Origin of the sequence: Wolbachia endosymbiont (group A) of Barypeithes pellucidus (assembly GCF_964030885.1) — a bacterium.
Taxonomy (GTDB): Bacteria; Pseudomonadota; Alphaproteobacteria; order Rickettsiales; family Anaplasmataceae; genus Wolbachia.
In genome coordinates, this window is the sequence record NZ_OZ034985.1 from 437,215 (window position 1) to 459,406 (window position 22,192).

The 22,192-nt window shown below is 34.8% G+C and carries 25 protein-coding genes and 2 pseudogenes; 16 read left to right on the top strand and 11 right to left on the bottom strand.

Going from position 1 to position 22,192, the window contains the following annotated elements:
* The first annotated feature begins 1 nt into the window (after position 1).
* On the top strand, positions 2 to 298 hold the full coding sequence (gene tatB / locus ACQH1X_RS02290) for a Sec-independent protein translocase subunit TatB (protein WP_425386645.1): 297 nt from the start codon (positions 2 to 4) through the stop codon (positions 296 to 298).
* Positions 270 to 1,646: a PleD family two-component system response regulator gene (locus ACQH1X_RS02295; protein ID WP_425386438.1), complete on the top strand. Its 1,377-nt coding sequence runs from the start codon at positions 270 to 272 to the stop codon at positions 1,644 to 1,646. Before tatB ends, ACQH1X_RS02295 begins: the two co-directional genes overlap by 29 nt.
* Positions 1,647 to 1,681: 35 nt before the next feature.
* Here the strand turns inward: ACQH1X_RS02295 and recO are convergent, their stop codons facing one another.
* Together recO and ACQH1X_RS02305 are read right to left on the bottom strand one after the other, a co-directional pair.
* On the bottom strand, positions 1,682 to 2,404 hold the full coding sequence (gene recO, locus ACQH1X_RS02300) for a DNA repair protein RecO (RefSeq protein WP_265025901.1): 723 nt from the start codon (positions 2,402 to 2,404) through the stop codon (positions 1,682 to 1,684).
* A 206-nt stretch (positions 2,405 to 2,610) separates the two neighbouring features.
* Positions 2,611 to 3,642, bottom strand: a complete 1,032-nt coding sequence (locus ACQH1X_RS02305; RefSeq protein ID WP_425386439.1) for a PDDEXK nuclease domain-containing protein — start codon at positions 3,640 to 3,642, stop codon at positions 2,611 to 2,613.
* Between the two features lie 172 nt (positions 3,643 to 3,814).
* Between ACQH1X_RS02305 and ACQH1X_RS02310 the strand changes: the two genes are divergently transcribed.
* Positions 3,815 to 4,444 (top strand): hypothetical protein, encoded by a 630-nt coding sequence (locus tag ACQH1X_RS02310; protein WP_425386440.1) that lies wholly within the window; start codon positions 3,815 to 3,817, stop codon positions 4,442 to 4,444.
* A gap of 112 nt (positions 4,445 to 4,556) precedes the next feature.
* Here the strand turns inward: ACQH1X_RS02310 and ACQH1X_RS02315 are convergent, their stop codons facing one another.
* A complete protein-coding gene (locus tag ACQH1X_RS02315) occupies positions 4,557 to 4,895 on the bottom strand; it encodes an outer membrane protein assembly factor BamE (RefSeq protein ID WP_425386441.1) in 339 nt (112 codons plus the stop codon).
* A gap of 130 nt (positions 4,896 to 5,025) precedes the next feature.
* On the opposite strand from ACQH1X_RS02315, the gene ACQH1X_RS02320 reads away from it, so the two are divergent.
* From ACQH1X_RS02320 to tsaB, 3 genes are all read left to right on the top strand, one after another.
* Complete coding sequence (locus tag ACQH1X_RS02320; protein WP_265025895.1) at positions 5,026 to 6,015, top strand: ribonucleotide-diphosphate reductase subunit beta; 990 nt, start codon at positions 5,026 to 5,028, stop codon at positions 6,013 to 6,015.
* A 215-nt stretch (positions 6,016 to 6,230) separates the two neighbouring features.
* Positions 6,231 to 7,361, top strand: a complete 1,131-nt coding sequence (locus ACQH1X_RS02325) for a cation:dicarboxylate symporter family transporter (protein WP_425386646.1) — start codon at positions 6,231 to 6,233, stop codon at positions 7,359 to 7,361.
* A complete protein-coding gene (tsaB, locus tag ACQH1X_RS02330; protein ID WP_425386442.1) occupies positions 7,361 to 7,954 on the top strand; it encodes a tRNA (adenosine(37)-N6)-threonylcarbamoyltransferase complex dimerization subunit type 1 TsaB in 594 nt (197 codons plus the stop codon). Before ACQH1X_RS02325 ends, tsaB begins: the two co-directional genes overlap by 1 nt.
* 1 nt (position 7,955) lies before the next feature.
* Here the strand turns inward: tsaB and ACQH1X_RS02335 are convergent, their stop codons facing one another.
* Complete coding sequence (locus tag ACQH1X_RS02335) at positions 7,956 to 8,558, bottom strand: AAA family ATPase (RefSeq protein ID WP_265025892.1); 603 nt, start codon at positions 8,556 to 8,558, stop codon at positions 7,956 to 7,958.
* A gap of 276 nt (positions 8,559 to 8,834) precedes the next feature.
* Here ACQH1X_RS02335 and ACQH1X_RS02340 point away from each other — a divergent pair.
* A pseudogene (locus ACQH1X_RS02340) lies at positions 8,835 to 9,125 on the top strand (class II aldolase/adducin family protein); the annotation flags it as partial.
* Here the strand turns inward: ACQH1X_RS02340 and ACQH1X_RS02345 are convergent.
* From ACQH1X_RS02345 to ACQH1X_RS02360, 4 genes are read right to left on the bottom strand one after another with little or no spacing between them, the layout of a single operon-like run.
* On the bottom strand, positions 9,018 to 9,239 hold the full coding sequence (locus tag ACQH1X_RS02345) for a hypothetical protein (protein ID WP_425386701.1): 222 nt from the start codon (positions 9,237 to 9,239) through the stop codon (positions 9,018 to 9,020). The pseudogene ACQH1X_RS02340 and the gene ACQH1X_RS02345 overlap by 108 nt on opposite strands.
* A gap of 11 nt (positions 9,240 to 9,250) precedes the next feature.
* Entirely contained in the window at positions 9,251 to 10,552 is a 1,302-nt protein-coding gene (gene ltrA / locus ACQH1X_RS02350) for a group II intron reverse transcriptase/maturase (protein WP_425385808.1), read from the bottom strand.
* Between the two features lie 26 nt (positions 10,553 to 10,578).
* On the bottom strand, positions 10,579 to 10,965 hold the full coding sequence (locus tag ACQH1X_RS02355; protein WP_246433168.1) for a hypothetical protein: 387 nt from the start codon (positions 10,963 to 10,965) through the stop codon (positions 10,579 to 10,581).
* Positions 10,955 to 11,095, bottom strand: a complete 141-nt coding sequence (locus ACQH1X_RS02360) for a hypothetical protein (RefSeq protein ID WP_425386443.1) — start codon at positions 11,093 to 11,095, stop codon at positions 10,955 to 10,957. The genes ACQH1X_RS02355 and ACQH1X_RS02360 overlap by 11 nt, the downstream gene beginning before the upstream one ends.
* Before the next feature lie 183 nt (positions 11,096 to 11,278).
* Here ACQH1X_RS02360 and ACQH1X_RS02365 point away from each other — a divergent pair, with 183 nt between their 5' ends.
* Genes ACQH1X_RS02365 through ACQH1X_RS02390 form a run of 6 tightly spaced genes read left to right on the top strand, consistent with a single transcriptional unit; the run spans position 11,279 to position 15,843 of the window.
* A complete protein-coding gene (locus ACQH1X_RS02365) occupies positions 11,279 to 12,004 on the top strand; it encodes a F0F1 ATP synthase subunit A (RefSeq protein ID WP_425386444.1) in 726 nt (241 codons plus the stop codon).
* 59 nt (positions 12,005 to 12,063) lie between these two features.
* Positions 12,064 to 12,291: a F0F1 ATP synthase subunit C gene (locus ACQH1X_RS02370; RefSeq protein WP_006014985.1), complete on the top strand. Its 228-nt coding sequence runs from the start codon at positions 12,064 to 12,066 to the stop codon at positions 12,289 to 12,291.
* Between the two features lie 3 nt (positions 12,292 to 12,294).
* The gene (locus tag ACQH1X_RS02375) at positions 12,295 to 12,774 is read left to right on the top strand and encodes a hypothetical protein (protein ID WP_425386445.1); all 480 of its coding nucleotides are present in this window, start codon (positions 12,295 to 12,297) and stop codon (positions 12,772 to 12,774) included.
* Positions 12,775 to 12,782: 8 nt separating this feature from the next.
* Complete coding sequence (locus ACQH1X_RS02380) at positions 12,783 to 13,259, top strand: hypothetical protein (RefSeq protein ID WP_425386446.1); 477 nt, start codon at positions 12,783 to 12,785, stop codon at positions 13,257 to 13,259.
* 14 nt (positions 13,260 to 13,273) lie between these two features.
* A complete protein-coding gene (locus ACQH1X_RS02385; RefSeq protein ID WP_425386647.1) occupies positions 13,274 to 14,863 on the top strand; it encodes a glycosyltransferase family 2 protein in 1,590 nt (529 codons plus the stop codon).
* Complete coding sequence (locus ACQH1X_RS02390; RefSeq protein WP_425386447.1) at positions 14,845 to 15,843, top strand: COX15/CtaA family protein; 999 nt, start codon at positions 14,845 to 14,847, stop codon at positions 15,841 to 15,843. Before ACQH1X_RS02385 ends, ACQH1X_RS02390 begins: the two co-directional genes overlap by 19 nt.
* On the opposite strand, the gene ACQH1X_RS02395 is transcribed toward ACQH1X_RS02390, so the two are convergent.
* Both ACQH1X_RS02395 and ACQH1X_RS02400 read right to left on the bottom strand, forming a co-directional pair.
* Positions 15,826 to 17,805 (bottom strand): acetyl-CoA carboxylase biotin carboxylase subunit, encoded by a 1,980-nt coding sequence (locus ACQH1X_RS02395; RefSeq protein ID WP_425386448.1) that lies wholly within the window; start codon positions 17,803 to 17,805, stop codon positions 15,826 to 15,828. The genes ACQH1X_RS02390 and ACQH1X_RS02395 overlap by 18 nt on opposite strands.
* Before the next feature lie 69 nt (positions 17,806 to 17,874).
* A complete protein-coding gene (locus ACQH1X_RS02400; protein ID WP_425386449.1) occupies positions 17,875 to 18,630 on the bottom strand; it encodes an ankyrin repeat domain-containing protein in 756 nt (251 codons plus the stop codon).
* Between the two features lie 150 nt (positions 18,631 to 18,780).
* On the opposite strand from ACQH1X_RS02400, the gene gltX reads away from it, so the two are divergent.
* From gltX to ACQH1X_RS02415, 3 genes are all read left to right on the top strand, one after another.
* Positions 18,781 to 20,142 carry a glutamate--tRNA ligase gene (gene gltX, locus ACQH1X_RS02405; protein ID WP_425386450.1) on the top strand — a complete coding sequence of 454 codons (1,362 nt, stop codon included), beginning with the start codon at positions 18,781 to 18,783 and terminating at the stop codon, positions 20,140 to 20,142.
* Positions 20,143 to 20,381: 239 nt separating this feature from the next.
* Positions 20,382 to 20,534, top strand: a complete 153-nt coding sequence (locus ACQH1X_RS02410; protein ID WP_425386451.1) for a hypothetical protein — start codon at positions 20,382 to 20,384, stop codon at positions 20,532 to 20,534.
* A gap of 88 nt (positions 20,535 to 20,622) precedes the next feature.
* Positions 20,623 to 21,570, top strand: a complete 948-nt coding sequence (locus ACQH1X_RS02415) for an IS110 family transposase (RefSeq protein WP_425385766.1) — start codon at positions 20,623 to 20,625, stop codon at positions 21,568 to 21,570.
* Between the two features lie 162 nt (positions 21,571 to 21,732).
* Here the strand turns inward: ACQH1X_RS02415 and ACQH1X_RS02420 are convergent.
* Positions 21,733 to 22,125, bottom strand: a pseudogene (locus ACQH1X_RS02420) (class II aldolase/adducin family protein); the annotation flags it as partial.
* Positions 22,126 to 22,192 lie beyond the last annotated feature (67 nt).

Here is a 22,192-nt window from a genome sequence, read left to right on the forward strand (position 1 = left end):
AATGTTCAATATAGGTCTTTCAGAAATTTTAGTTGTAGCTTTAGTGAGCATAATTGTTCTTGATAAAAATAAGGTACCTGTATTTATTGATTTTATTAAGACTATATATAGGTGTTTTATAATTGCAAAGTCAAAAGCCAAAAGGTTATTGAAGGATGCCGGAATTGAAGACTTATATAAAGAGTGTAATACTGAGAAAGTAAATTACATAGTTGGTAAAAATGGTAAGCTTTATCCTACTTACGATATAGATAATACATCTAAAGATAATGACAGCGAAGATTCTGGTAGTAGATGATGTACTATCTAATGTCAAGCTTTTAGAAGCTCGACTAAAAGCAGAGTACTATACGGTTATCGTAGCCTATGATGGTGAGGAAGCCATGGATTTAGTAGCAAAGCAGCAGCCTGATATTATATTGCTCGATATCATGATGCCAAAAATGAATGGCTTTGAAGTCTGTAAGAAGCTAAAGAGTGATCCCTTAACGACTCATATTCCAATAATTATGGTAACTGCACTGCATGACGCTCATGATAGAGTACAGGGCATTAATGCTGGTGCAGATGATTTTCTGACTAAACCAATAGACGAAACTGCTTTATCTGCAAGGATCAAGTCTCTCACGCGCTTAAAAATGATTATAGATGAATTGCGTTTAAGAGGAGAAACCAACGCTGAGATTGGCGGAGTAGCAGGAAACAGTATTATGGATTATTCTAATCAGATTTTTGATGCTAACATACTTGTTGTAGATGAAGATGTCTTTCAAGCAGAGCAGATATATAATGTACTAAAGCACCGCTTTAGGTCAATTAAAATACTGAGTGATCCAGTAGAGGCATTAAAGGTTGGTATTAAGGATAATTACGACCTGATCATTTCTGATATGCAGTTTTCAAAAACTGACGGCTTGCGTTTGTGTTCTGGGTTTCGTAGTAAGGTGGAAACACGTTATACACCAATTCTAATTCTTTCTGAGGATTATGATAAAAACAATTTAGTAAAAGCACTTGATGTAGGTGCTAATGATTATTTAACAGTACCTTTGGATGAGGGTGAGTTAATAGCAAGGGTTAATTCGCAAGTGAAACGCAAAAGATATCAAGATGCCTTGAGAATGAATTTATTTAATAATGCGGAAATGTCTATAAAGGACCCATTAACTAACTGTTATAATAGAAGATATTTTGATGCACACTTGAGAAACATTGTTAAGGACTCTGTAGAAAAAGATAGAAGGTTGTCTCTTATGATACTTGATATAGACTATTTTAAGATGGTGAATGACAATTTTGGACATAGTGCTGGAGATGAACTTTTAAAGCAAATACAGAGAAGAATTTCTGAAAATATTAGAGTGACAGATTTGTTAGCTAGATTTGGTGGTGAGGAATTTGTTGTTGTAATGCCAGATACCGATACATCAGATGCGTATACTATTGCGGAAAGAATACGCAAAATTATTGCTAAAAAACCTTTTATACTTGCGGATAAAAATACAACCCACAATGTAACTGTGAGCATTGGAATTGCAGAAATGCAAGAATCTGACCTTGACGATATTAAAAAATTTATAGTACGTGCTGACAAATATTTATATAAGGCAAAAAACAGTGGTAGAAATAGAGTGATTACTGGCTGAATTCTAAAATTCTTTCAAAAAAATGATAACTAAGATTAAAGCGAAAGCATGAGATTTCTTAGCTCTGGAAATTCCATATTTAGTTGCAAAAATAGATACTTATTTAAGAAATATCCTGTGACTTTCAGTCCTAACTGAAATTCTTGGAATGAGTAGCTGTTTTGTAGGTTATTATTGTATACATCATGCAACATTGGTGGAAAAGGTAGGAGTTTATCTGCATAATAATCTCCTGCTTTTTTTGACACTGCTCTGCCAGTTTTTGGAGAAATAAATTGTAGATTTTCCTTAACACCTGTTACAGCGCATTTGGATAAGTCTAACTTGAATCCCAATTGCGTAAGAAGCAGAAGCTCTAAGTTGAGGTAATGGCCTTGCCAAAGTTCATTATTGTGCTTAATTATATCGATGAAATATCGAAAGTTATCGTACAGTACAACACAAGGTTCACTCTCTGGAAGCACTTTTTCTAAAATAGAGGAGAAAGAAACAATAGTAATGCTTTTTAACCTATCTTGAAAGAAATGATGGAATGGAGATTCGATTAATTCGCACTTAAAAAAACCTAGATTTTCAGGTAACTTAGCACTCCATTCTGCATGTAATAGATTACTTATTTGAAACTTATAATTGCTATTGTTTGTTAGCTTAGTTAATCCCCTGCGCTTTCCATGATTTTTTGTAAACAGAGAAAGAATTAAGTTTTTATCGCCGTATTTTTTAGCAGCTATAATGATGCCTTCATCTTTCCATCTCATTTAGAGTATATTGACCGTATGATATTATAGGATAGTGCACCTAGAGCTTGTAATCCATAAAAATTACTTACTCCGTCACTGTCTGCTTCCAAAGTTTCAAGGCTATGAGAGAGTAAGTTATTGGCTGCCACTCTTCTTCCTGAGCCTCCATGCTGAGCTTTTGGTTTTTGGTTTGCTAAATAATTGTTTGAATGATTTTAGTAACACTACTTTTCCTTATCTGAAATTTTGGATAATTCAGCTTCTAATTCTTCTATCGTCGGTAAAGCTGTTTTTATGTTCTCTGGTAGATTTTCAGTTATTCGGTATTCTGCAAGACCTATTGGCTTTGTCATGTCTTGCAGTGTATATTCGGCCAGTACATTATTTTTTGATTTACATAAAATTAATCCTATAGATGGTTGATCAGTCTCATGCTTCAGTAAGTCATCAACTGCAGAAAGATAAAAATTCATTTTTCCAGCGTATTCTGGTTTGAATTTATTATCTTTCAACTCAATCACTATAAAGCAACGTAATTTTAAATGGTAGAATAATAAATCAATATAAAAGTCTTCATCTCCAACATCTAAATGAAATTGTCTGCCAACAAAAGCAAATCCCTCACCGAGTTCTAACAGAAATTTTTCCATATGTCCTACGAGTCCTTTTTCTACTTCTCTTTCGTGAGCATCTTTACCTATACTTAAAAAATCAAAAATATACGGATCTTTTAATGTATAATGTGCTAAATCTGATTGAGAGGATGGTAATTTTTCTTTAAAGTTAGTAATAGCTTTCCCTTGACGTTTATGTAGTCCAAGTTCTATCTGCATCACCATAATGTTACGTGACCAGCCATGTTCTATAGCTTCTTTTATGTAGAATAGCCTCGCTTCTTTGTCCTGAACTAAGTCCATTAGAAATACATTATGTCCCCACGGCAATTGGGCAACAAGTTGTTGCACAAATTCAATATCTTGATACTCCACTGCAAATTGGCGCATATATTTCAAGTTTCTCGTGCTAAAACCTTTCATTTCAGGGAATCCAGCCTTTAAGTCTCTACTTAACTGCTCAATTACTTTAGATCCCCAACCCTGACTCTTTTGTTTTTCTAGAATCCGTGTTCCAATATAATGATAAAGCAGTAGCAGTTCTTTATTTACTGTTCTTGCTGCCTTATAACGGCTTGTTGCAATACGATCCTTCAACTGCTCTAAAAGTTCTGTATATTCTTTTGCTATAATTTTTGTCATACGGTTCCTTTTAATCCATTATACAATTCCTTTGTCTGTCGAGAAGGCAATCTTTCGCTTGCCTTCAGCTTTGAAGGGATTCCTTATTTACTTCAAACTCGTCCATCAACTAAAATATATTGACTTTACGTGCAATATTAGCTTTAAACCAGTAAAACAAGCTGCTTAACATATGCGTTTTTTCTATTCTAATTATATTCTTTTTTTGTCTTTATGTTGTTTTTTGCTTTTTTCGTTATCTTCAACAAAAGCCCAAACGAATGATACGTCAGCTGTTCCTATACCACAAAGGAAAAAAGAAATAGTTGAGCACACTGTTGTGAAAAAAACAGCACAACCGAGGCAAATTATCGAAATGCAAGAAGAAGTCATTATTAACGAGGGTAAAGAGTTCATTCCAATTCCAAAAAGAAAAAAAAGTGTAGAGAAAAAACTAAGAAGGGATGTTAGAGAGGCAAAAAATGAAATAGGAAATGAAAAAAGCGTTGAGAGTAAAAAGGATGAATTAGTTGTAACAGAAATTATTAACTCTATAAGAGACAAACTTACAAAATGCTGGAGCATTCCTGAAAGCATAGCTTACAAAGAAAATTTTAATATAAAAATTAACTTATTATTGTCCAGTCAAGGCGAGATAATTATGGCCGATGTAGCAGACAGTGATTCCTATCGAAATAATCCACTTTTCAGGTCGATAGCAGATAACGCAATGCGTGCAGTATATAAATGTAGCCCATTGACTGGCTTGCCTACTCAGCACCACCACATTTGGCGTGAAGTAACACTAGACTTTATTCTATAGCTAAAGTAATTCTATAATTTAATAAGCCATCATTCCGCTACTTGTTAGCGGAATCTATGCTGAGATACCGCGAATGAACCGCGGTATGACGTAGGAAGATCTGAGCAAACTTTCAATCAGAAACAGCCAAAGATCTCTCTAAGATGTCAGTTTCTTTTGTATCTGCAACTTTACCGTTCTGATCGAATGAAATTTGCAGAGACTTACTGCTATACTTCCTTTTTCCTAAGAAGTTAGCTTGTTTAATTTTATATGAGACATAGTACCAAACGTTACCATCGAACTTTGATACTAATGTTGGTGATCCTAAAGTGTGAACCACTTTTTCTTTATCGTCACCTACTTTTATCTTGCTCCACAATTCAACACTAATGCCAGGAGCTCCGTGATTGTGAATAGTGTGAGTGCAGCTCACTGTAAATAATAAAATAAAAGATATTAATATTCGCATTTCTGTTGATAAATTACTTGAAGCTATAATACACTAATAAACTACCTGACGTCAAATTTCAAAAAATTAAATTGACTAGTTCTCAATATCACTTAATATAATATTTACTTTAGAAAATAATAGGTGTCTTATGTCATTGTTAGAAGCAGATCCAATATACAAACCTTTTAATTACCCTTGGGCGTATGATGCGTGGCTGCAGCAACAAAGAATCCATTGGATACCTGAAGAAGTTCCGCTTGCTGATGACGTGAAAGATTGGAAAACTAAACTTTCAAACGTAGAGAAAAATCTACTAACTCAGATTTTTAGATTCTTTACTCAAGCGGACATTGAAGTAAATAACTGCTACATGAGGCATTATTCAAATATATTTAAGCCAACAGAAATATGCATGATGCTTGCAAGCTTTTCCAATATGGAAACTATACATATTGCAGCTTATTCTTATCTTTTAGACACAATTGGCATGCAAGAAAGCGAGTATCAAGCATTCTTAAAGTATGATGCTATGAGAAAGAAGTATGAGTACATGCTAGAATTTGAGGAAAGCAAAAAACACGATAAAAAACATGTAGCTAAAACTCTAGCAGTGTTTGGTGCATTTACCGAGGGGTTGCAGTTATTCGCATCGTTTGCAATTTTGCTCAATTTCCAACGCTTTGGAAAAATGAAAGGCATGGGGCAGATAATCGCCTGGTCAGCCCGTGATGAAACTTTGCACACCAATTCAATTATTATGTTATTTAATACATTTATTAAAGAGAATAATGAAATTTGGGACGAAGAATTTAAAGAGGAATTATACTCTGCATGCCGCACTATCGTTGAACTTGAAGATGAATTTATAAAGCTTGCTTTTGATTTCGGAGATGTTGAAGGACTATCCGCAGAAGAAGTGCGCAATTACATACGCTACGTAGCAAACAGACGGTTAATGCAATTAGGTCTTGAATCCATATATGATGTCAATGATAATCCTATTCCATGGCTCGATGAAATACTAAATGGCGTGGAACATACGAATTTCTTTGAAAATAGAGTAACAGAGTATAGCCGTGCAGCAACTCAAGGCACATGGGAGGAGGCTTTTACTGAAAACGACACGAATAATAAGTGAGTGCTAATTTCACTCTTCTTTGTCATTCCAGTGTCAAGCACTGGAATGACAAAGAAGAGGGCACTGGGATCTGATAGATAATATTCGTACAGTACGCGCGGGAGCAACAAAAGCAGCTGGTTTTTCATAGTGTTCCACAGCAGTTTAGACAGTTGTGCTTTACTTAACAACTAACTTACCATATATATGTCCATAGGACATTGGTATATAAGAACGTGCTACAACTATTAATCTTACTCACGGTCATCACTTCAGTTGCATTCTTTGGTCATTTAGTTCCAGTGGAAGTAAAAACCTTTTTGTACTCAACGAGCCTGAGTATAAAAGAGGTTTTGCTATTTATAATGCCTTTTATTGTTTTTGCGTTAATCTTTAGCAGTGTTAACAATCTTAAGCAGTCAGCTATAAAGTTTATATTGTTACTTATTATAATGATCTTCTTATCGAATCTGGCTTCAAGTTTAATAGCTTATTCTGTTGGGCATTTTATCATACAAAACACTTATTCAATACAAGATATAACGTATGAAGAAACAATTGTTCCTTTATGGTCATTTAGGCTGCCGCTACTCCTTTCTAATTTTTATGCCCTTGCTTGTGGATTTGTGTCCAGCATAGTAGTGTCTATACTGCTACCTAAGAAAAGCAAAGAGCTTTCGAACAAAATGTTAGATTTAACTCTCTTTATTTTGAAGACGTTTTTGACGCCGATTATTCCAATATTCGTACTTGGGCTTGCTTTAAAAATGCAGCATGATCAAGTTTTATCTATAATATTTAAGGATTACTCAATAATTTTCATTATTATAGCATCTGCAACCTACCTTTATGTTTTTCTCTTATATGGAGCAGCAAATTCATTCAAGATCACAAGCTGGATAGCTAGTATAGGCAATATGATACCGGCATTTATTACTGCAATGAGCACAATGTCTAGTAATGCAACTATGCCGCTTACTCTTGAAGGAAGCAAAAAAAATGTAAAGCAACCTGACATAGCATCGTCTGTTGTACCAATAACTGCTAGCTTTCATTTAGTAGGTGATTGCTTTTTTATCATAATATTATCGATGATAATTGCCTCCGGTTATTCATTGTGCACAACAGACTATGTGACTTTCCTTCTCTATTTTTTGTTATTTAAGTTTGCTATTGTTGCAGTGCCGGCAGGAGGAATTATGGTAATGCTACCTATTCTTGAGAAATATCTTAAATTCTCTCCAGAAATGCTTTCGTTAATCACAGCATTGTATATAGTGTTTGATCCAATAATCACTTCAGCAAATGTTATGGGTAATGGTGCCTTTGCTATAATATTTTCAAAACTCCATGATAAGCTTAAGTAATGTCTATTTTGGCGATTGATACTGTAGGTATTGGTAGTTCAATAGCAATAGTTGATTATGATGGTAACTGTTTTGTAGAGCGCAATTCCGCCAGCAATAGTCATGCAGAATCATTTTTTCAAATACTGAATACTTTGTTTGATAAGCACAACTATAATTATGATAAAATAGATCATTTGGCGGTAGTAGTTGGACCAGGAAGTTTCACTGGAATTAGAGTTGGTATATCAGCTGCACAAGGTATAAATCTTGCTACAGATAAGCCATTATACGGAGTTAATGCGCTGGAAGTTCAAGCTTACACAATATCTTTGCTTTGTACGAATAGCAAAAAAAATATCAGAGCTATAATCAAAAATGCTCAAGGGTTTTATACGCAGTTATTTGATTTCAATTTATTGCCGCTATCTGGTCCAACTGCAGCACGTGACCCTGGTCATGCTACAAGCAGTGACTGCATTACATATATGGATTGCAATTTAAATGCTGGCCATGCAGGACTATTAGTTCATTATAGACTGAAGAACAAGCAAAAATTAAAAGAAGTTGAAGCTCTATATTTAAATGAGCCTCAGTATATGAAATTGCTATAGACTATTCTTTTGCGTAAAGCCTGTGCATCTGGTTTACTATCTCTTGAGCTACTTCTTTTATACTCATATCTGAATTTTCTATCTCTATGGCACTCGGTGGTATAAATAAATTGTTAATTCTACATTGCTCTATCATGCTATTTACATTAATCGCCTTCCTATTTTTTCTTTGCCTTTTTAATGCAATACGCTTTTGTAATGTCGGCAGATCACACCTAAGTACCACAGGAAGGATTTCTGTGTTCATTTTTTTACTAAGCCTTACTATTGAATCATACATCCTCATGTTCTGGTCATTATTTTCCATCAACTCATCAATAAATATGTAATTTTTTGAGTGAATTGGATAATTTTCTATTACCTGAAGCATAATTTGCATAATGCCATATATTCTATCTTGAACTTCTTTAGGTATTTGATCACGTTCAAAGACACCATTGTATATAGAGCAAACTTGAATATTGTTATAGAACTTACTATTTACAATTAATGCGTTTATCATATAGGATAATTCTATTGCTGTGGAAAGTTTACCACTTCCTGAAAGACCAGAGAGATATATGAAAAACCCTGCTGGCTGCTTTTTTGTGTTAATATTTACCATATTATTTTCAATCTTAAAACCTACATTTATAATAACATAAAAATGAAGCTTTAAAACATATGAAATATTATATAGAAAATTATTTTTATAGTTAAGATATTATGTAATTTAGAAGCATAAATTCTGTATATAAACTCTATAATAATGATAACTATTTTTAAGCAAGCTACAACACAAAAGTGTTTGGTATTCAGAAAGCAAGACAGAGTGGCATAAACTTATTAGTTTACTACAAGCCTCTTTTTGTGTATAAACCTTCAGAAGATTTTAACAGGGATGTTAACAAAAAGCGAAGTAAAAAGGGATCTGGTTTACGCCTATCAAATTTTGTCCTACCTTAAGCTGGATGACCATACATACACTCACCTCTCGGTACGTTCTGAAGATCAAAAGTCGTTTTATATTTACCAATTTGGTATACGCTTTGACGAAGTGAATGAAAATTCATTGATGAGAGTATCACTTGATGGAAATGTGATTGAGGGTACAGAATATCAATATAATAAAACTGGCTATATAATCCACGGTTTTATTTATCAAGCAAGAAAAGACATTCAAGCAATTTTTGTTCGGTAGAAGCTGTAGCTTTACTCCTCTCGTTTGAGTTATATTACTACAACTCCCCCTAAAGAACCGTGCTTGCAGATTTCCCGCACACGGCTCATCAATATTAGTTTTCACAGTCGTCCCTCTTATGCATATAAAGAAAAATGTATTTTTGGCTTTGGTAATGGATTTACTTCTACGTAGTGTACAAACTGTTCCCAGGTCATACTCTTTTTCTGACTACGCCGATTTATCCATTTAAATGCTAGCTTTCTTACTGATGTGTAAAATTGTTTCAAACACCAATAATTTCCGCTAATACCAAAGTAGTTATAGTGTCCTGTTAATTTAGCCTTCAGTACTTGCCACCAATCTTTAAGTCGAATACTTCCGCGGACTATTTTCAACCACTCCTTGATTTCTTTTAGTTTTCTGGCTAGATTTAACTTTGAGGTTTTATGTCCCATTATTAATCTACCACGACGACTTTTTGCACCATAGTGCGTAAACCCCAGAAAATTGAAACTTTCCGTCCTTCGTTTCTCTCTTATCGCTTGTTGCCACTCCCTCTTGCCAAACTTTACTACTCTGGTCTTGTTTTCAGATACTTCCAACCCAAATTTATTTAGCCTTTGTTTCAGTAATTCCAGAAATTCTTCCGCGTCTACCTTACTTTCGCAACAAACCACAAAATCGTCGCAAAACCTTATTAGTTGTATATATCCTCTGGATCTTGGTTTAAATTTCTTTTCTATCCATAAATCCAACACATAATGTAAGTATATATTTGCTAATACAGGACTTACTATACCACCTTGGGGTGTACCTTGTTTTGTTGCTTCATAATTTCCAGCTTCGACTATCCCTGCCTTGAGAAACCGCTTTACTAACCACAGCAAATTTGGGTCAGTTATTCGTTCCCTTAGACATCTCATTAGCCATTTATGCTGTATATTATCGTAGAACTTCTTGATATCCACTTCTACAATGTAGTTTATTGGCTTGTACATAACTGCTTTATCTAGTGCATTTACCGCTTGATGACAGTTTCTTCCAGGTCGAAATCCATATGAGCTGTCCAGAAAGTTTGCCTCGTAAATATTTTCTAATATCTTCTTCAGCATAATCTGTACTAATTTATCCTCGGTCGATGGTATTCCGAGTCCGCGTTTCTCTTTACTTCCAGCTTTCGGTATATATACCCTCTTTACTGGTTGTGGTTGATATTGCTTCCTCTTCATACTTTCTACTAGCACTTCGAGTTTCTCATTCAGATTTTCTCCGTATGATTCCACTGTTATCTGGTCTACTCCACAAGCCTTGTTACGCTTCAGTTCTTTATAACATCTCGCAAGATTCTCTGTATTTATCAGATGGACTAACGATGTGAATTTTAGTCGCTTATCTTGCTTTGCTCTTACTGCTATCTGGTTTAGTTTATTTTGCATGTTATTCCAACCTCCGTTGTATTGGCCTAGCAATCCCTATTCCAGTTACTATATTGCTGATCGCTTCCCCTTGTACGTGGCTTTCCCACATTCTGAGTACTATCAATCAGTCCGACTTCCCCTGCATCTTCCGCTAGTTCTTGCCTTTGTTGACTTGTTCCAGCGTACCTTTGTAGGAATGCATAGGATCTCCCAAGTTCACTTGAAGTCCATTTCAATACATGGCACGGTCTCAGATCCCGATAGAGTGAGTGATAACTTGCCTTTACGTTATCCTTCATGCTGTCTTCCATGGCCATGAAAATGTCGACCTCTATGTCTTCAGGTATTTCGGAACTCAATCCCTTCACTTTCGTTGTACCCTGCATTGTCCATCCCACTAGCTCTATTACACTCGTTACCTCATGCAACATAGTGGTCTGTTCCAAACTGTTGGCTAGACTTTGTTTGTGTTGGATTTTCACCAACTGTTCTCCAAGCACTTCTTGGCGCACCTTGGAATACCTCACTAAAAATTAAATTATAATTAAAATAAGATGTCAAGTCAAATTATTGAATAATTTAATAAGATTGGTAAATTTAAAAACACAGTGCTGGCTATAATTGGCATCCTAATTACATATTTTGTTAATATGCTAATATTACAATAACATAGAGCCCTATCTTAACTCTTGACTTTGTCCTATAAAATTCATACTTTATTTACTGTTTATAGTTCAGATTAAAATGGCATTAAATCCACTGGAACAGTTTAAAGTATATACAATAATAGAGTTACCTAGGTTATTTGGGTATGACGTAAGCTTTACCAATTCATCTCTTTTCACAATGATTTCGGTGATATTGGTGATACTCTTTTTGCTTTTTGGAATAAAGAAGGGGTCAGTAATACCAGGATATTTGCAAGCTGCAGTTGAATATGTATATGATTTTGTTATTTCAATAATAGAAAATAACACTGGAAGCAAAGGCTTGCAGCACATTCCATTGATATTCACAGTATTTATTTTCATTTTATCGTGTAATTTAGTTGGTGTTCTTCCTTATAGTTTCACGGTCACAAGTCATGTGATAGTCACCTTCGCTTTATCGATGGTAGTTTTTACTTATATAACGATTGTTGGATTTAAAGAAAGGGGAGTAGAATTTTTACGCATATTGCTACCAAAAGGAACTCCTTCGTGGCTTGCACCTATAATAATTATTATTAAGTTGTTTGCTTATTTAGTAAGGCCGATTAGCCTATCAATAAGGCTTGCAGCAAATATGATTGCTGGTCATACAATCATCAAAGTGATAGCAGGGTTTATTGTAAATATGAACATATTTCTCACTCCTGCGCCGTTTTTGTTCATAATTGCATTGATAGGATTTGAAGTATTTGTTGCAATTTTACAAGCTTATATATTTACTATATTAACATGTGTATATTTGTCAGATGCAGTAAAGTAATTGACTTCCTTGTAGAATATTTTACAATTATATTATAAAGAAATAATTAAAGGTAATATATGGATTTAGTAGCTTTAAAATTTATAGCAATTGGTTTAGCTGTGTTTGGAATGCTCGGTGCTGGTTTAGGTATAGCTAATATCTTCTCTGCTATGTTAAATGGGATTGCGAGAAACCCTGAATCAGAAGGTAAAATGAAAAGTTACGTTTATATTGGTGCTGCCATGGTTGAAATCATGGGATTGCTTGCGTTTGTACTTGCAATGTTATTAATATTTGCTGCTTAACACATGCCACAGCTTGATGTTTCAACCTTCTTTTCTCAAGTTTTTTGGTTTTTAATTTTTTTCTCTTCACTTTTTTTCGTAGTAAGTTGTTTATTTTTACCAAAGTTAGATGAAATAATAAGCACTAGAAGTAAAGAAGTATTGGGTTCTTTTAATAGTTCTGTTCATCTTTTAAGACTTACGGAAGATCAGATTGCCAAATATAATGCCGCTTTAAACCAAGCTAGAATACAGGCAAAAAAAATCATAGATGATGCACTTGCTCAGGTAGAAGAAATGAGAGCTAATGTTAAGAGTATATTAGAAGAGGAAGACAAAAAAAAGAGCAAGCTTATTGAAGAAAAAGTGGTAGAATTTAAATCTGAATATACTGATCAGTTAAAACAAATGGCTACTAGTATTGCTTTAATTTATTATACTAAATTGACTAATTCTGAAATTGAAGAGGAGTTTGTTGCTGACTTGGTGTCCAAAGAATTTTAGGGGTTTTTATGTCTACATCACTGATTATCGGTCTTGCCTTCTTGGTAAGTTTTGTCCTTTCGTATAAATTGCTAAAGAAAGTGATAGAAAATGCGCTTAACAATAAGCGTAACAAAAGCAAATTTTCAAGTGAAGAAACTGAAAAATTCAGGAAAGATATGTTGGAGTATTACAAAAAATCTTCTGAAAAATACAAAGAATTAGATGCAGAAGTTAATAAAATGATGAATGAAGCACTTGATAAAGCTAATAGTATCATTAAGCACAATAGACAGCAGCTAGATCAGACATTAGATGACAATGCCCATTCTAACTTGAAGAAAGTCACTGACCAAGTTGAAAAAGCTCTTGGAGATTTACAGGCTAACACAGCGAGTGTAGCTGCTGATGCTGTAAAAAAAATAATGCATGAACGTAAAGATGATAAGCGTAGTAGCGAGGTCATATCTTCATTTTCACGTGACTTAAATAAAAAATTGCATTAGGTTTAATGCAACAATTGCCTATACTTCAAGCTGATAATATAGAAAAAATTAAGTTTGATTCTAGTTTGTGCAAAGAGCAAGAGAAACTTTTTTACTATAAATTTAATATAATGCCTTGGCAAAAATTAAATGATACTACTTTTTTTATAGTTGAAGACACAAGCCGAGATGTCAATCGTTGGGTCGAAGCACATTACGGTATTGACTATGTATTAATAAAAGTGGATAGCGAACAGATTTTAAATCTTCTTAACTCGCACTTTGGTATTTCAGAATTTGCAAGCAACTACTTATATTACAAGAATCCTAATTTTTCAGCCAAAAGCATTAAACTAAGCTCAATATTTTTTGCTTCTTTCTTTATTGTAACTTCAATTTTAACACTAACAGAGAAATATACATATTTTGCTTTGATGTTGATATTTATAATCGGATGTTCTAGTTATTTATTCAAGTTTATAGCTACAGTTTTTAGCTTATGTGAAACCTCTAATCAAAAAGTGGATTATAGTAAGCTGAATGAACCTATATATACTATTTTACTGCCTGTATTTGAAGAAAGTGCAGTAATAGGGCAATTAATTGAAAGCGTTAAAAGTTTGGATTATCCAAAGTCGAAATTAGATGTAAAGCTTCTGGTAGAAAGTGATGACCAGGAAACACTGGCAGCTATAGAAAAGTATACTTTACCGCAGTATTTTGAAGTAATAAAAGTGCCTCACTCTTTGCCTAAAACAAAAGCCAAGTCATGCAATTATGCTATGAGCTTTGCTAGAGGAAAGTATGCAGTAATATATGATGCAGATGACAAGCCTGATCCATTGCAGTTAAAAAAAGCGCTGATTGAATTTAATAAGGGCGACGATAAGCTTGCCTGTGTACAAGCGAAATTAAATTACTATAATTGTGATTATAATTTTCTTACAAAATCCTTCTCTCTGGAGTATATGAGCTGGTTTCAATACTTATTGCCTGGATTCCAAAAAATGAACATGCCGATACCTTTAGGTGGTAGCAGTAATCATTTTTCAGTAAAAATTCTAAGAAAAATGTTTTTCTGGGATGCTTATAGTGTGACCGAAGATGCTGACCTCGGTTTGAGACTTGCGCAAATGGGATATAAAACTAGAATTATTGATTCGGAAACATTGGAAGAATCACCGATTACTGTGTTTGCTTGGATTAAGCAAAGAGCGCGCTGGATCAAAGGCTATATGCAAACTTATATTGTTCATTTAAAAAATATAAAGTCACTTTATAAACACACTGGATTTAAAGGAATTTTGCTATTGAATCTTTTTGTTGGCTCTGCAGCTTTTATATTTTTTACTACTCCATTTTTACTGCTTTCATTGATATTAACTAAAGTTTTAAATGAATTATTTTTGTACTACTTTGTAGTGGTATACATTACTAACCTGATTCTTTTGGTAATAGCTGTCAAACAGCAAAAGATGCCTTTTTATTTTTATATAGTATCGATATTTTTTCCGGTCTATAGTCTGCTACATAGCGTTGCAGCTTTTCTTGCCTTGTGGGAATTTATTCTTTACCCTGAGCGATGGAACAAAACTCAGCATGGTTTATGGAAGCAAAAGCTGTAACTATTTGGCTTTTTCTCTGCTCGGTCATGGTAATCCTTATGGTAGGGATTGGTGGATTTACCAGATTTTCAAAAGCAGGATTGTCAATCACGGAGTGGAAACCCATTACTGGGACATTACCACCACTGAGTGAACAAGACTGGCTACAAGAAAAATTAAAATACGAAGCTACACCTGAATATAAAGCACTTAACTATGGTATGAGTATGGAGGAGTTTCGCGCTATATACTTAATAGAATATGTACACAGATTGGTTGCAAGACTAACAGGTTTAGTTTTTGTCCTGCCATTTATATATTTTACATTAAGAAGAAAAATATCTAAAAAGGTAGTAATAAGGCTATTTGTGGCATTATTATTTGGAGCTTTACAAGCTTTTGCTGGTTGGTATATGGTTAAGAGTGGTTTAGTAACTGAACCTCATGTTAGCCACTATAGGCTTGCACTTCACTTATTATTAGCATTAATTATCTTTGCATTATTGTCATATCAATTTTTTGATTACCAAATCAGGCCAAAGCAGACAAAACTTAAGATTAGTTGTAACACCAAGTACTACGTAGGAATTATTTTAGTTTTGATCATGATACAAATAATTTTCGGCGCATTTGTTGCAGGATTAAATGCTGGTTTGATTTACAATACCTTTCCACTAATGGACGGACAAATCGTTCCAGAAGATTTATTTTTCTTACAGCCTATATGGCTGAATATCTTTGAGAACAGAGCGACAGTGCAATTTATACACCGAGCACTGGCATTGCTAATATTAGTTCTGACAGTGATACTCACAATAAAAAATGCCAGTGTAAAACCGGTATATATTATGCTGCTCTCCGTTATCATTCAGATCATTTTGGGTGTAATTACTCTATTATTGCACATACCAATAGCCATTGCCATAGCTCATCAAGTGTTTTCATTTATCTTGTTTGGGTCAAGTTTATACTTCTTGTGTTATTTAAGAAAGCAGAGCTAATACTACATCACCAATCTGCACATTTTTTCCTTCTTGAACGGGAATATTTTTTATCACCATTGCTGCTTCAGCACATATAATATTTTCCATTTTCATTGCCTCCACCACAAATAAAGGTTGTCCTATTTCTACCTGATCTCCTGTATTTACGTGCAACTTAACTAATAAGCCAGATATTGGGGATTTTACAGCATCTACTGAAATCCCTTCTGTTTCATTATTTAGCATTAACTTACTTAATTCAGCTACATGAGGTTTAAATATACAACACTCAGCTTTCATGCCTGCATGTCTTATGAAGTATTTGCTGCCTTGTTTTTCTACTTTAAGTGTTATATCGGTATCATCGTTAATCGTGATGTTTAGCAACCTATAACTTGATTTCCACTTGCCTACTACAGAGTATGTATTGTGATTATATACTGTTGTTAATATATTATCTTGGTACTTTGCGTTTACAGAGTACTTATTGTCATTTATTACAACTACAAGCGTTTCATTCACTGCTTTATAATGGTACTTTTCTTCGTTTTCTAAATAAACATATAACGAAACAAAAATAAATACTTTTATATATTCTTCTGTAACAAAATCGCCGTGAAACCCACTGGGGTAATGGTTTGGAATGAATCTCGTGTGGAGCTTTGCTGCAATAAAATTTGGGTGATGGAAGATGGATTCTAGAAATTCTATATTATTTGTTACTCCTTCTATATAGCATTCAGACAATGCTTTTTGCATTCTGCTGATCGCTTCTACTCTATCTTTTCCATATGTTATAACTTTTGCAATCATTGAGTCATAGAACGTGCTAATTTCTGAACCTGCAGCAACTCCATCATCTATTCTTACATAATCATTTTCACCCGGTTTATCGTAATATTTTATTCTTCCGCTGGAAGGGAAAAATTTCTTTGATGGGTCTTCAGCGCAAATTCTACTTTCTATTGCAGAACCAGTAAGTTTAATATCATCCTGATTGAATCTCAATTTTTCTCCACAGGAAGTTCTAATCATTTCTTCTACTATGTCTATTCCAGTTATAAATTCTGTTACTGGATGCTCAACTTGTAATCTCGTATTTACCTCAAGAAAATAGAAGTTTTGGTCTTTATCTACAACAAACTCAACAGTACCTGCTGAAAAATAGCCAACTTGCTTTGCTAAAGAAACACATTGGGCATACATTTTTTGTCTTACTTCTTCACTAATGAATGGACTTGGAGTTTCTTCTATTATTTTCTGATTATTCCTTTGTATCGAGCATTCTCTTTCTCCAAGACACACTATATTGCCATATTTATCTGCTATGATTTGTATTTCAATATGTCTTGGTAGTTCTATATATTTCTCTATAAAGATACTGCCATCCTTAAAACTTTTCTCTGCTTCATTTGTTGCTGATGTGAACGCTAGTTCAATTTCTTTTTTGGAATTTACAATTCGCATTCCTTTGCCACCACCGCCTGATGCGGCTTTAAGCATAACCGGAAAGCCAATTTCTTCAGCAACTTGAGCTGCGTGGGCAGCATCGCTGATCTTACCCATATATCCTGGCACTACATTCACTCCAGCTTTTCTTGCCGCTTCTTTTGCTGTTATTTTGTTGGCTGTAACTTCTATTGTTTCTGCACTGGGACCGATGAAGTCTATATTATGTTTTTGAAGAGCACGTGGAAAATCTGGATTTTCTGCTAAAAAACCGTAGCCAGGATGAACTGCCTCAGCACCTGTTTCAACTGCTGCTTCACATATTTTTTCAATGTTTAAATAACTGAGACAAGATGGCGAAGGGCCGATATATCTTGACTCATCTGCTTGTCTTACATGCACAGAATTTATATCCGCATCCGAATATACGCATACACAAGATATACCCATCCTACGAGCAGTCCTGATAATCCTGCAGGCAATTTCCCCTCTGTTTGCTATTAAAATCTTACTGTACTTCTTTTCCATCATCTTATGAGTATACTTTCTTAAGTTAAGAAAGTAAATTTCTATATCATTGCCTGCAAGTAATTTTAATCTTCATGCTGGAGCTAAACCACCTGAACTCTGCATAACATTAACTTCCGCTAAAGTGCTTTCGTTATGCAAGGCATGTATCTCGTTACATGCCTTAACTGACAGGTATGTGACTCCGCCAGAAGCTATTGCAACCATCGAGCTTAGTGCAAAAGTCTGAGAAGATAGATACAGAAAATATAAAGATAAGCACAAGGCAGCAATACACGCTATAGCCCCTACTATATATAAACACAGGTGAAACTTCTGATTACATATAAAGCTGTCTTTTATGTCTGCGATTTGCTTAATTTCTTTCTGTTGTGCAGCATCTAAGTAATAAAAAGGAGTTTCCCTTTTCTTATTAAAAGCACGGTCTTTACTGCAGAGCGCATCTTTAATATATTTTTTTTTACATTTGAGTTCCTCTTTCAATCTGCTTACTTCTTTCCAATCTCCAGCTTCTTTTGCTTTTGTAATTTTGTTATAAGCTTCCGTCTCTAAGTAATTCACAATCTCTTTTACTGCAGGCAGCAAAATTCCACTTCTTGCTGCTTCATGAAATGGATTATCTCCATATTCATTATGCGCAGTTACAGAAGCAATGTTCTTCTTACAAATGTCTACAAATTTACCTTTGTTTTGTATTCTTGCAGCTAAATGCAGGAGATTATCTACCTGTACTCTTTGTTTTGTTTTATCAAATGGGCCGGTGTAACGCCAACTGACATTGGCTTCATTATCTGAAAGCAATTTTGCTATATCTACAAGTCCATCCATAACTCACCTCGCTATATTCAACCAATACTAAATTATACAACACAATTTATTAAAAATAAATAAAATTTAATCTCTCAGGATAAATAAATTCTACATTGTTACAAACGTGGATTTTGGGTATCATAGCCTATACTTTACTGTAACAATAACATGCCAGACGTAGTCACGAGATTCGCTCCATCACCAACAGGGTTTTTGCACATTGGAGGGGCTCGTACTGCTTTATTTAACTGGCTCTACGCGAGGCACCATGGTGGCAGGTTTTTGCTAAGGATTGAGGACACCGACAGAAAACGTTCAACACAAGAAGCAATTGATGCAATTATAGAAGGGCTAAAATGGCTCGGTATGAGCTATGATGGGGAAATAGTATATCAGTCAAAAAGAATAGAGCGGCATAAAGAAGTAGCAAACCTTTTAGTTGAGAAGGGTAGGGCGTATCACTGTTATTGCTCTGAGGATGAAGTTACAGAAAAGAAGACAAAAGCAAGAGAAGAAGGAAAAATATACAAGCATAAATGTACTAGTGTGACATCAAACGTAAAGCCTGTTGTCCGCTTTAAAGTGCCAGACTCGCAAGAGATCGTCATTGATGATAAAATATACGGCCAAATCAAAGTAAATAGCGAGCAGCTTGATGATATAGTGATCTTACGCTCTGATAACACTCCAACATATATTTTTGCCGTGGTAGTTGACGATCATGATGCTGGAATAACTGATATAATACGCGGTTCTGACCATCTCACTAATACTTTTAAGCAATTGCTAATATACCAGGCTCTTGATTTTGATGTTCCACGTTTTGCACATGTGCCGCTTATTCATGGGGAAGATGGAAATAAGCTATCCAAAAGGCACGGTGCAACAAGTGTTTGCGACTACGAGAAAATGGGAATATTGCCAAAAGCGATGCGTAATTACCTACTGAGGCTTGGTTGGAGCCATGGTAATGATGAGATTATTAGCGATGAGCAAGCAATAGAGTGGTTTAATTTAGAAAGCATTGGTCGTTCACCTGCACGGCTCGATTTCAAAAAGCTGGAGCATTTGAATAACCACTATATTAGTAATATGAGCAATAAAGATATTCTGGCTCTAATACTTGGAGAAAGTACTCTAACTGACAGGAAAAAGGGCTATTTACTGCAAGGGCTGACGGAGCTGAAAAAAAGAGCAAATTACCTGACTGAACTGCTGGATTTAGCGCAGTTTTATATAAAAGACCCGCCTCTTGATTTAAGTGAAGAAGCCAAGCAAATTGTCAAATCTAACCTCGATATAATCAAGTTACTCGCGTCATTTCTGTCAAAGATCGGTGATGAAGACTGGAACAAGGGTTTTTTATCTTCTCAGATCAAGGAATTTGCAAAATTGCACGATATGAAAATAAGCGATGTATACCACTCATTACGTGCTCCCACAACCGGGGTAATGGACGCACCTGGAATCATTGATATCATGGTGATTCTTGGTAAAGACGAGTGTATAAAAAGGTTACAAGCAATTTAAATGAAATAAGAAAATTCCTTGACAAGCTTTGCCAGCCCCTTTATCATGACAGTGAAGCTATTGTATTTGCTTTCGCCAATCTGCAGATTAAAAGGTAAGGATTACTTAATGTATCGGCGTCTTATGTTTAATTTTTTGCAGTATATAGATACTGTATGTCTTTACAAAACTTCATCTACATCTAGATTTTTATCTAAATAAGCTGAACGCGCTTACAAAGCGTTACAAGACATCAAAAAATGCCAATACTCGACAAAGATTGTAAGTTAAAAACATGTTATAAAAGAAACAAGAGGGAAGATAACCCTACTCACTATAGGAATAGGGCTATCACGGGCGTGTGCGACCGAACAAAGATTGGTATTACAACCGTTCCTATCAAGGTACACTAGCCCATCTCTCGATACGTTTGAATAGTTGTATGGGACATATATATGCACCCGTTTACAATCTTAAATTAATAAAACTATCGAGGTTATCATGGTTACATCTTATCAAAATTTTATTGGCATTGACATCGGAAAATTCAAGAATGTTGTTGCGGTTCACAAACAGAAAAATGCTGTCGAATTTGACAATAATACTTCTGGTTGGCAACAATTGTTTCAAAAATTCTCAGATATCTTACCTAATTCTTTAGTGACTTTAGAAAACACAGGAAAATATGAGCTTGGTTTGTCGCATTTTCTTATTGACAAGAATATCACCGTACATCGAGCTAATACCCGCAAAGTAAAAAGTTTTATTTTATCTCACGGAACTTTAGCAAAATCCGATAAATCAGATGCAAGGGCTCTTGCTCAATATGGATTTGAACGCCATAGAACTCTCTCTCTATTTGTACCTACTTCTGAAAAACAATCAACCTTGGTTGCACTTTGTCAACGTCGTGATGGCATCACGCAAATGAGAACTCAGGAAAAATGTAGACTGGAAGCACCTGAAAACGACCATATAAGGGAAAGTTGTCAAAAAACTATTGAATTCTTTAATAGCCAAATAGATGAACTCAGTAATACTATACAAAAAATCATTGATGAAAGCCATGAGTTACAAGAACATCAAAAAATCCTTAAAACAGTTCCTGGAATAGGTAAAAAGTTATCACAAGATTTTCTGTGTTTAATACCAGAGCTTGGTTACTTAAACAGAAGAGAAGTAGCAAGTCTTGCCGGAGTTGCACCTCATCCTAGGGAAAGTGGTAAAGCTGTTGGTTATCGAAGGATTATAGGTGGTAGAAGTAATGTCCGTAAAAAGCTTTTTATAGCTGCCATGTCTGCTGCAAGGTCCAAATCTGTACTTGGTGCCTTTTATTCCAAGCTTGTTGAAAGTGGTAAGAAGAAAATGGTAGCTATAACAGCTCTAATGCGAAAAATTATAGTAATTGCTAATGCAAAACTTAAAGAAGCAATTAATTTGCATACTTAAAAATCCTCACAACGGTAACTGAAATTGGCTAATGAATATGTGCGTCCACACAGACTTAAAGCACATATTCATTAGCTAAGCAGAAATTGTTGTGGCAGTGTTTGATATAAAATTTTATTTCTATGACACACGGGTTTTTATTGCCTACATGATTGAACAAAGTTACAGAATTACACAAATAAAAAATTTTAAAAAAAACATAGTTGATAGGAGATCCTTTACAGCTTTTGAGCAAATTTCTTCACTTGGAATTGATAACTCCTTATTCATTGCTAACGTTAAACATTGAGTTTTGCACGCTCGTTCTAAATGATACGTGTAAAACATTGCTTCTTGTATAGTCCGACCACACGTTATGGATCCATGATTACGCATTAACATCACAAAATTCTCTTTCAGGTCAGCTATTAGTCTCTTTCCTTCTGCATCATCAAGTGCCAGGGAATTATAATCATGGTAAGATATTTTATTATAAAAGTGCAGTGCCCATTGACTTATAGGAAGCAGCCCATCCTTGAGAGAAGAAACCGCTACAATAGAGGGTGTATGCAGATGGTGCGCCAAGAAGTGCTTGGAGAACAGTTGGTGAAAATCCAACACAAACAAAGTCTAGCCAACAGTT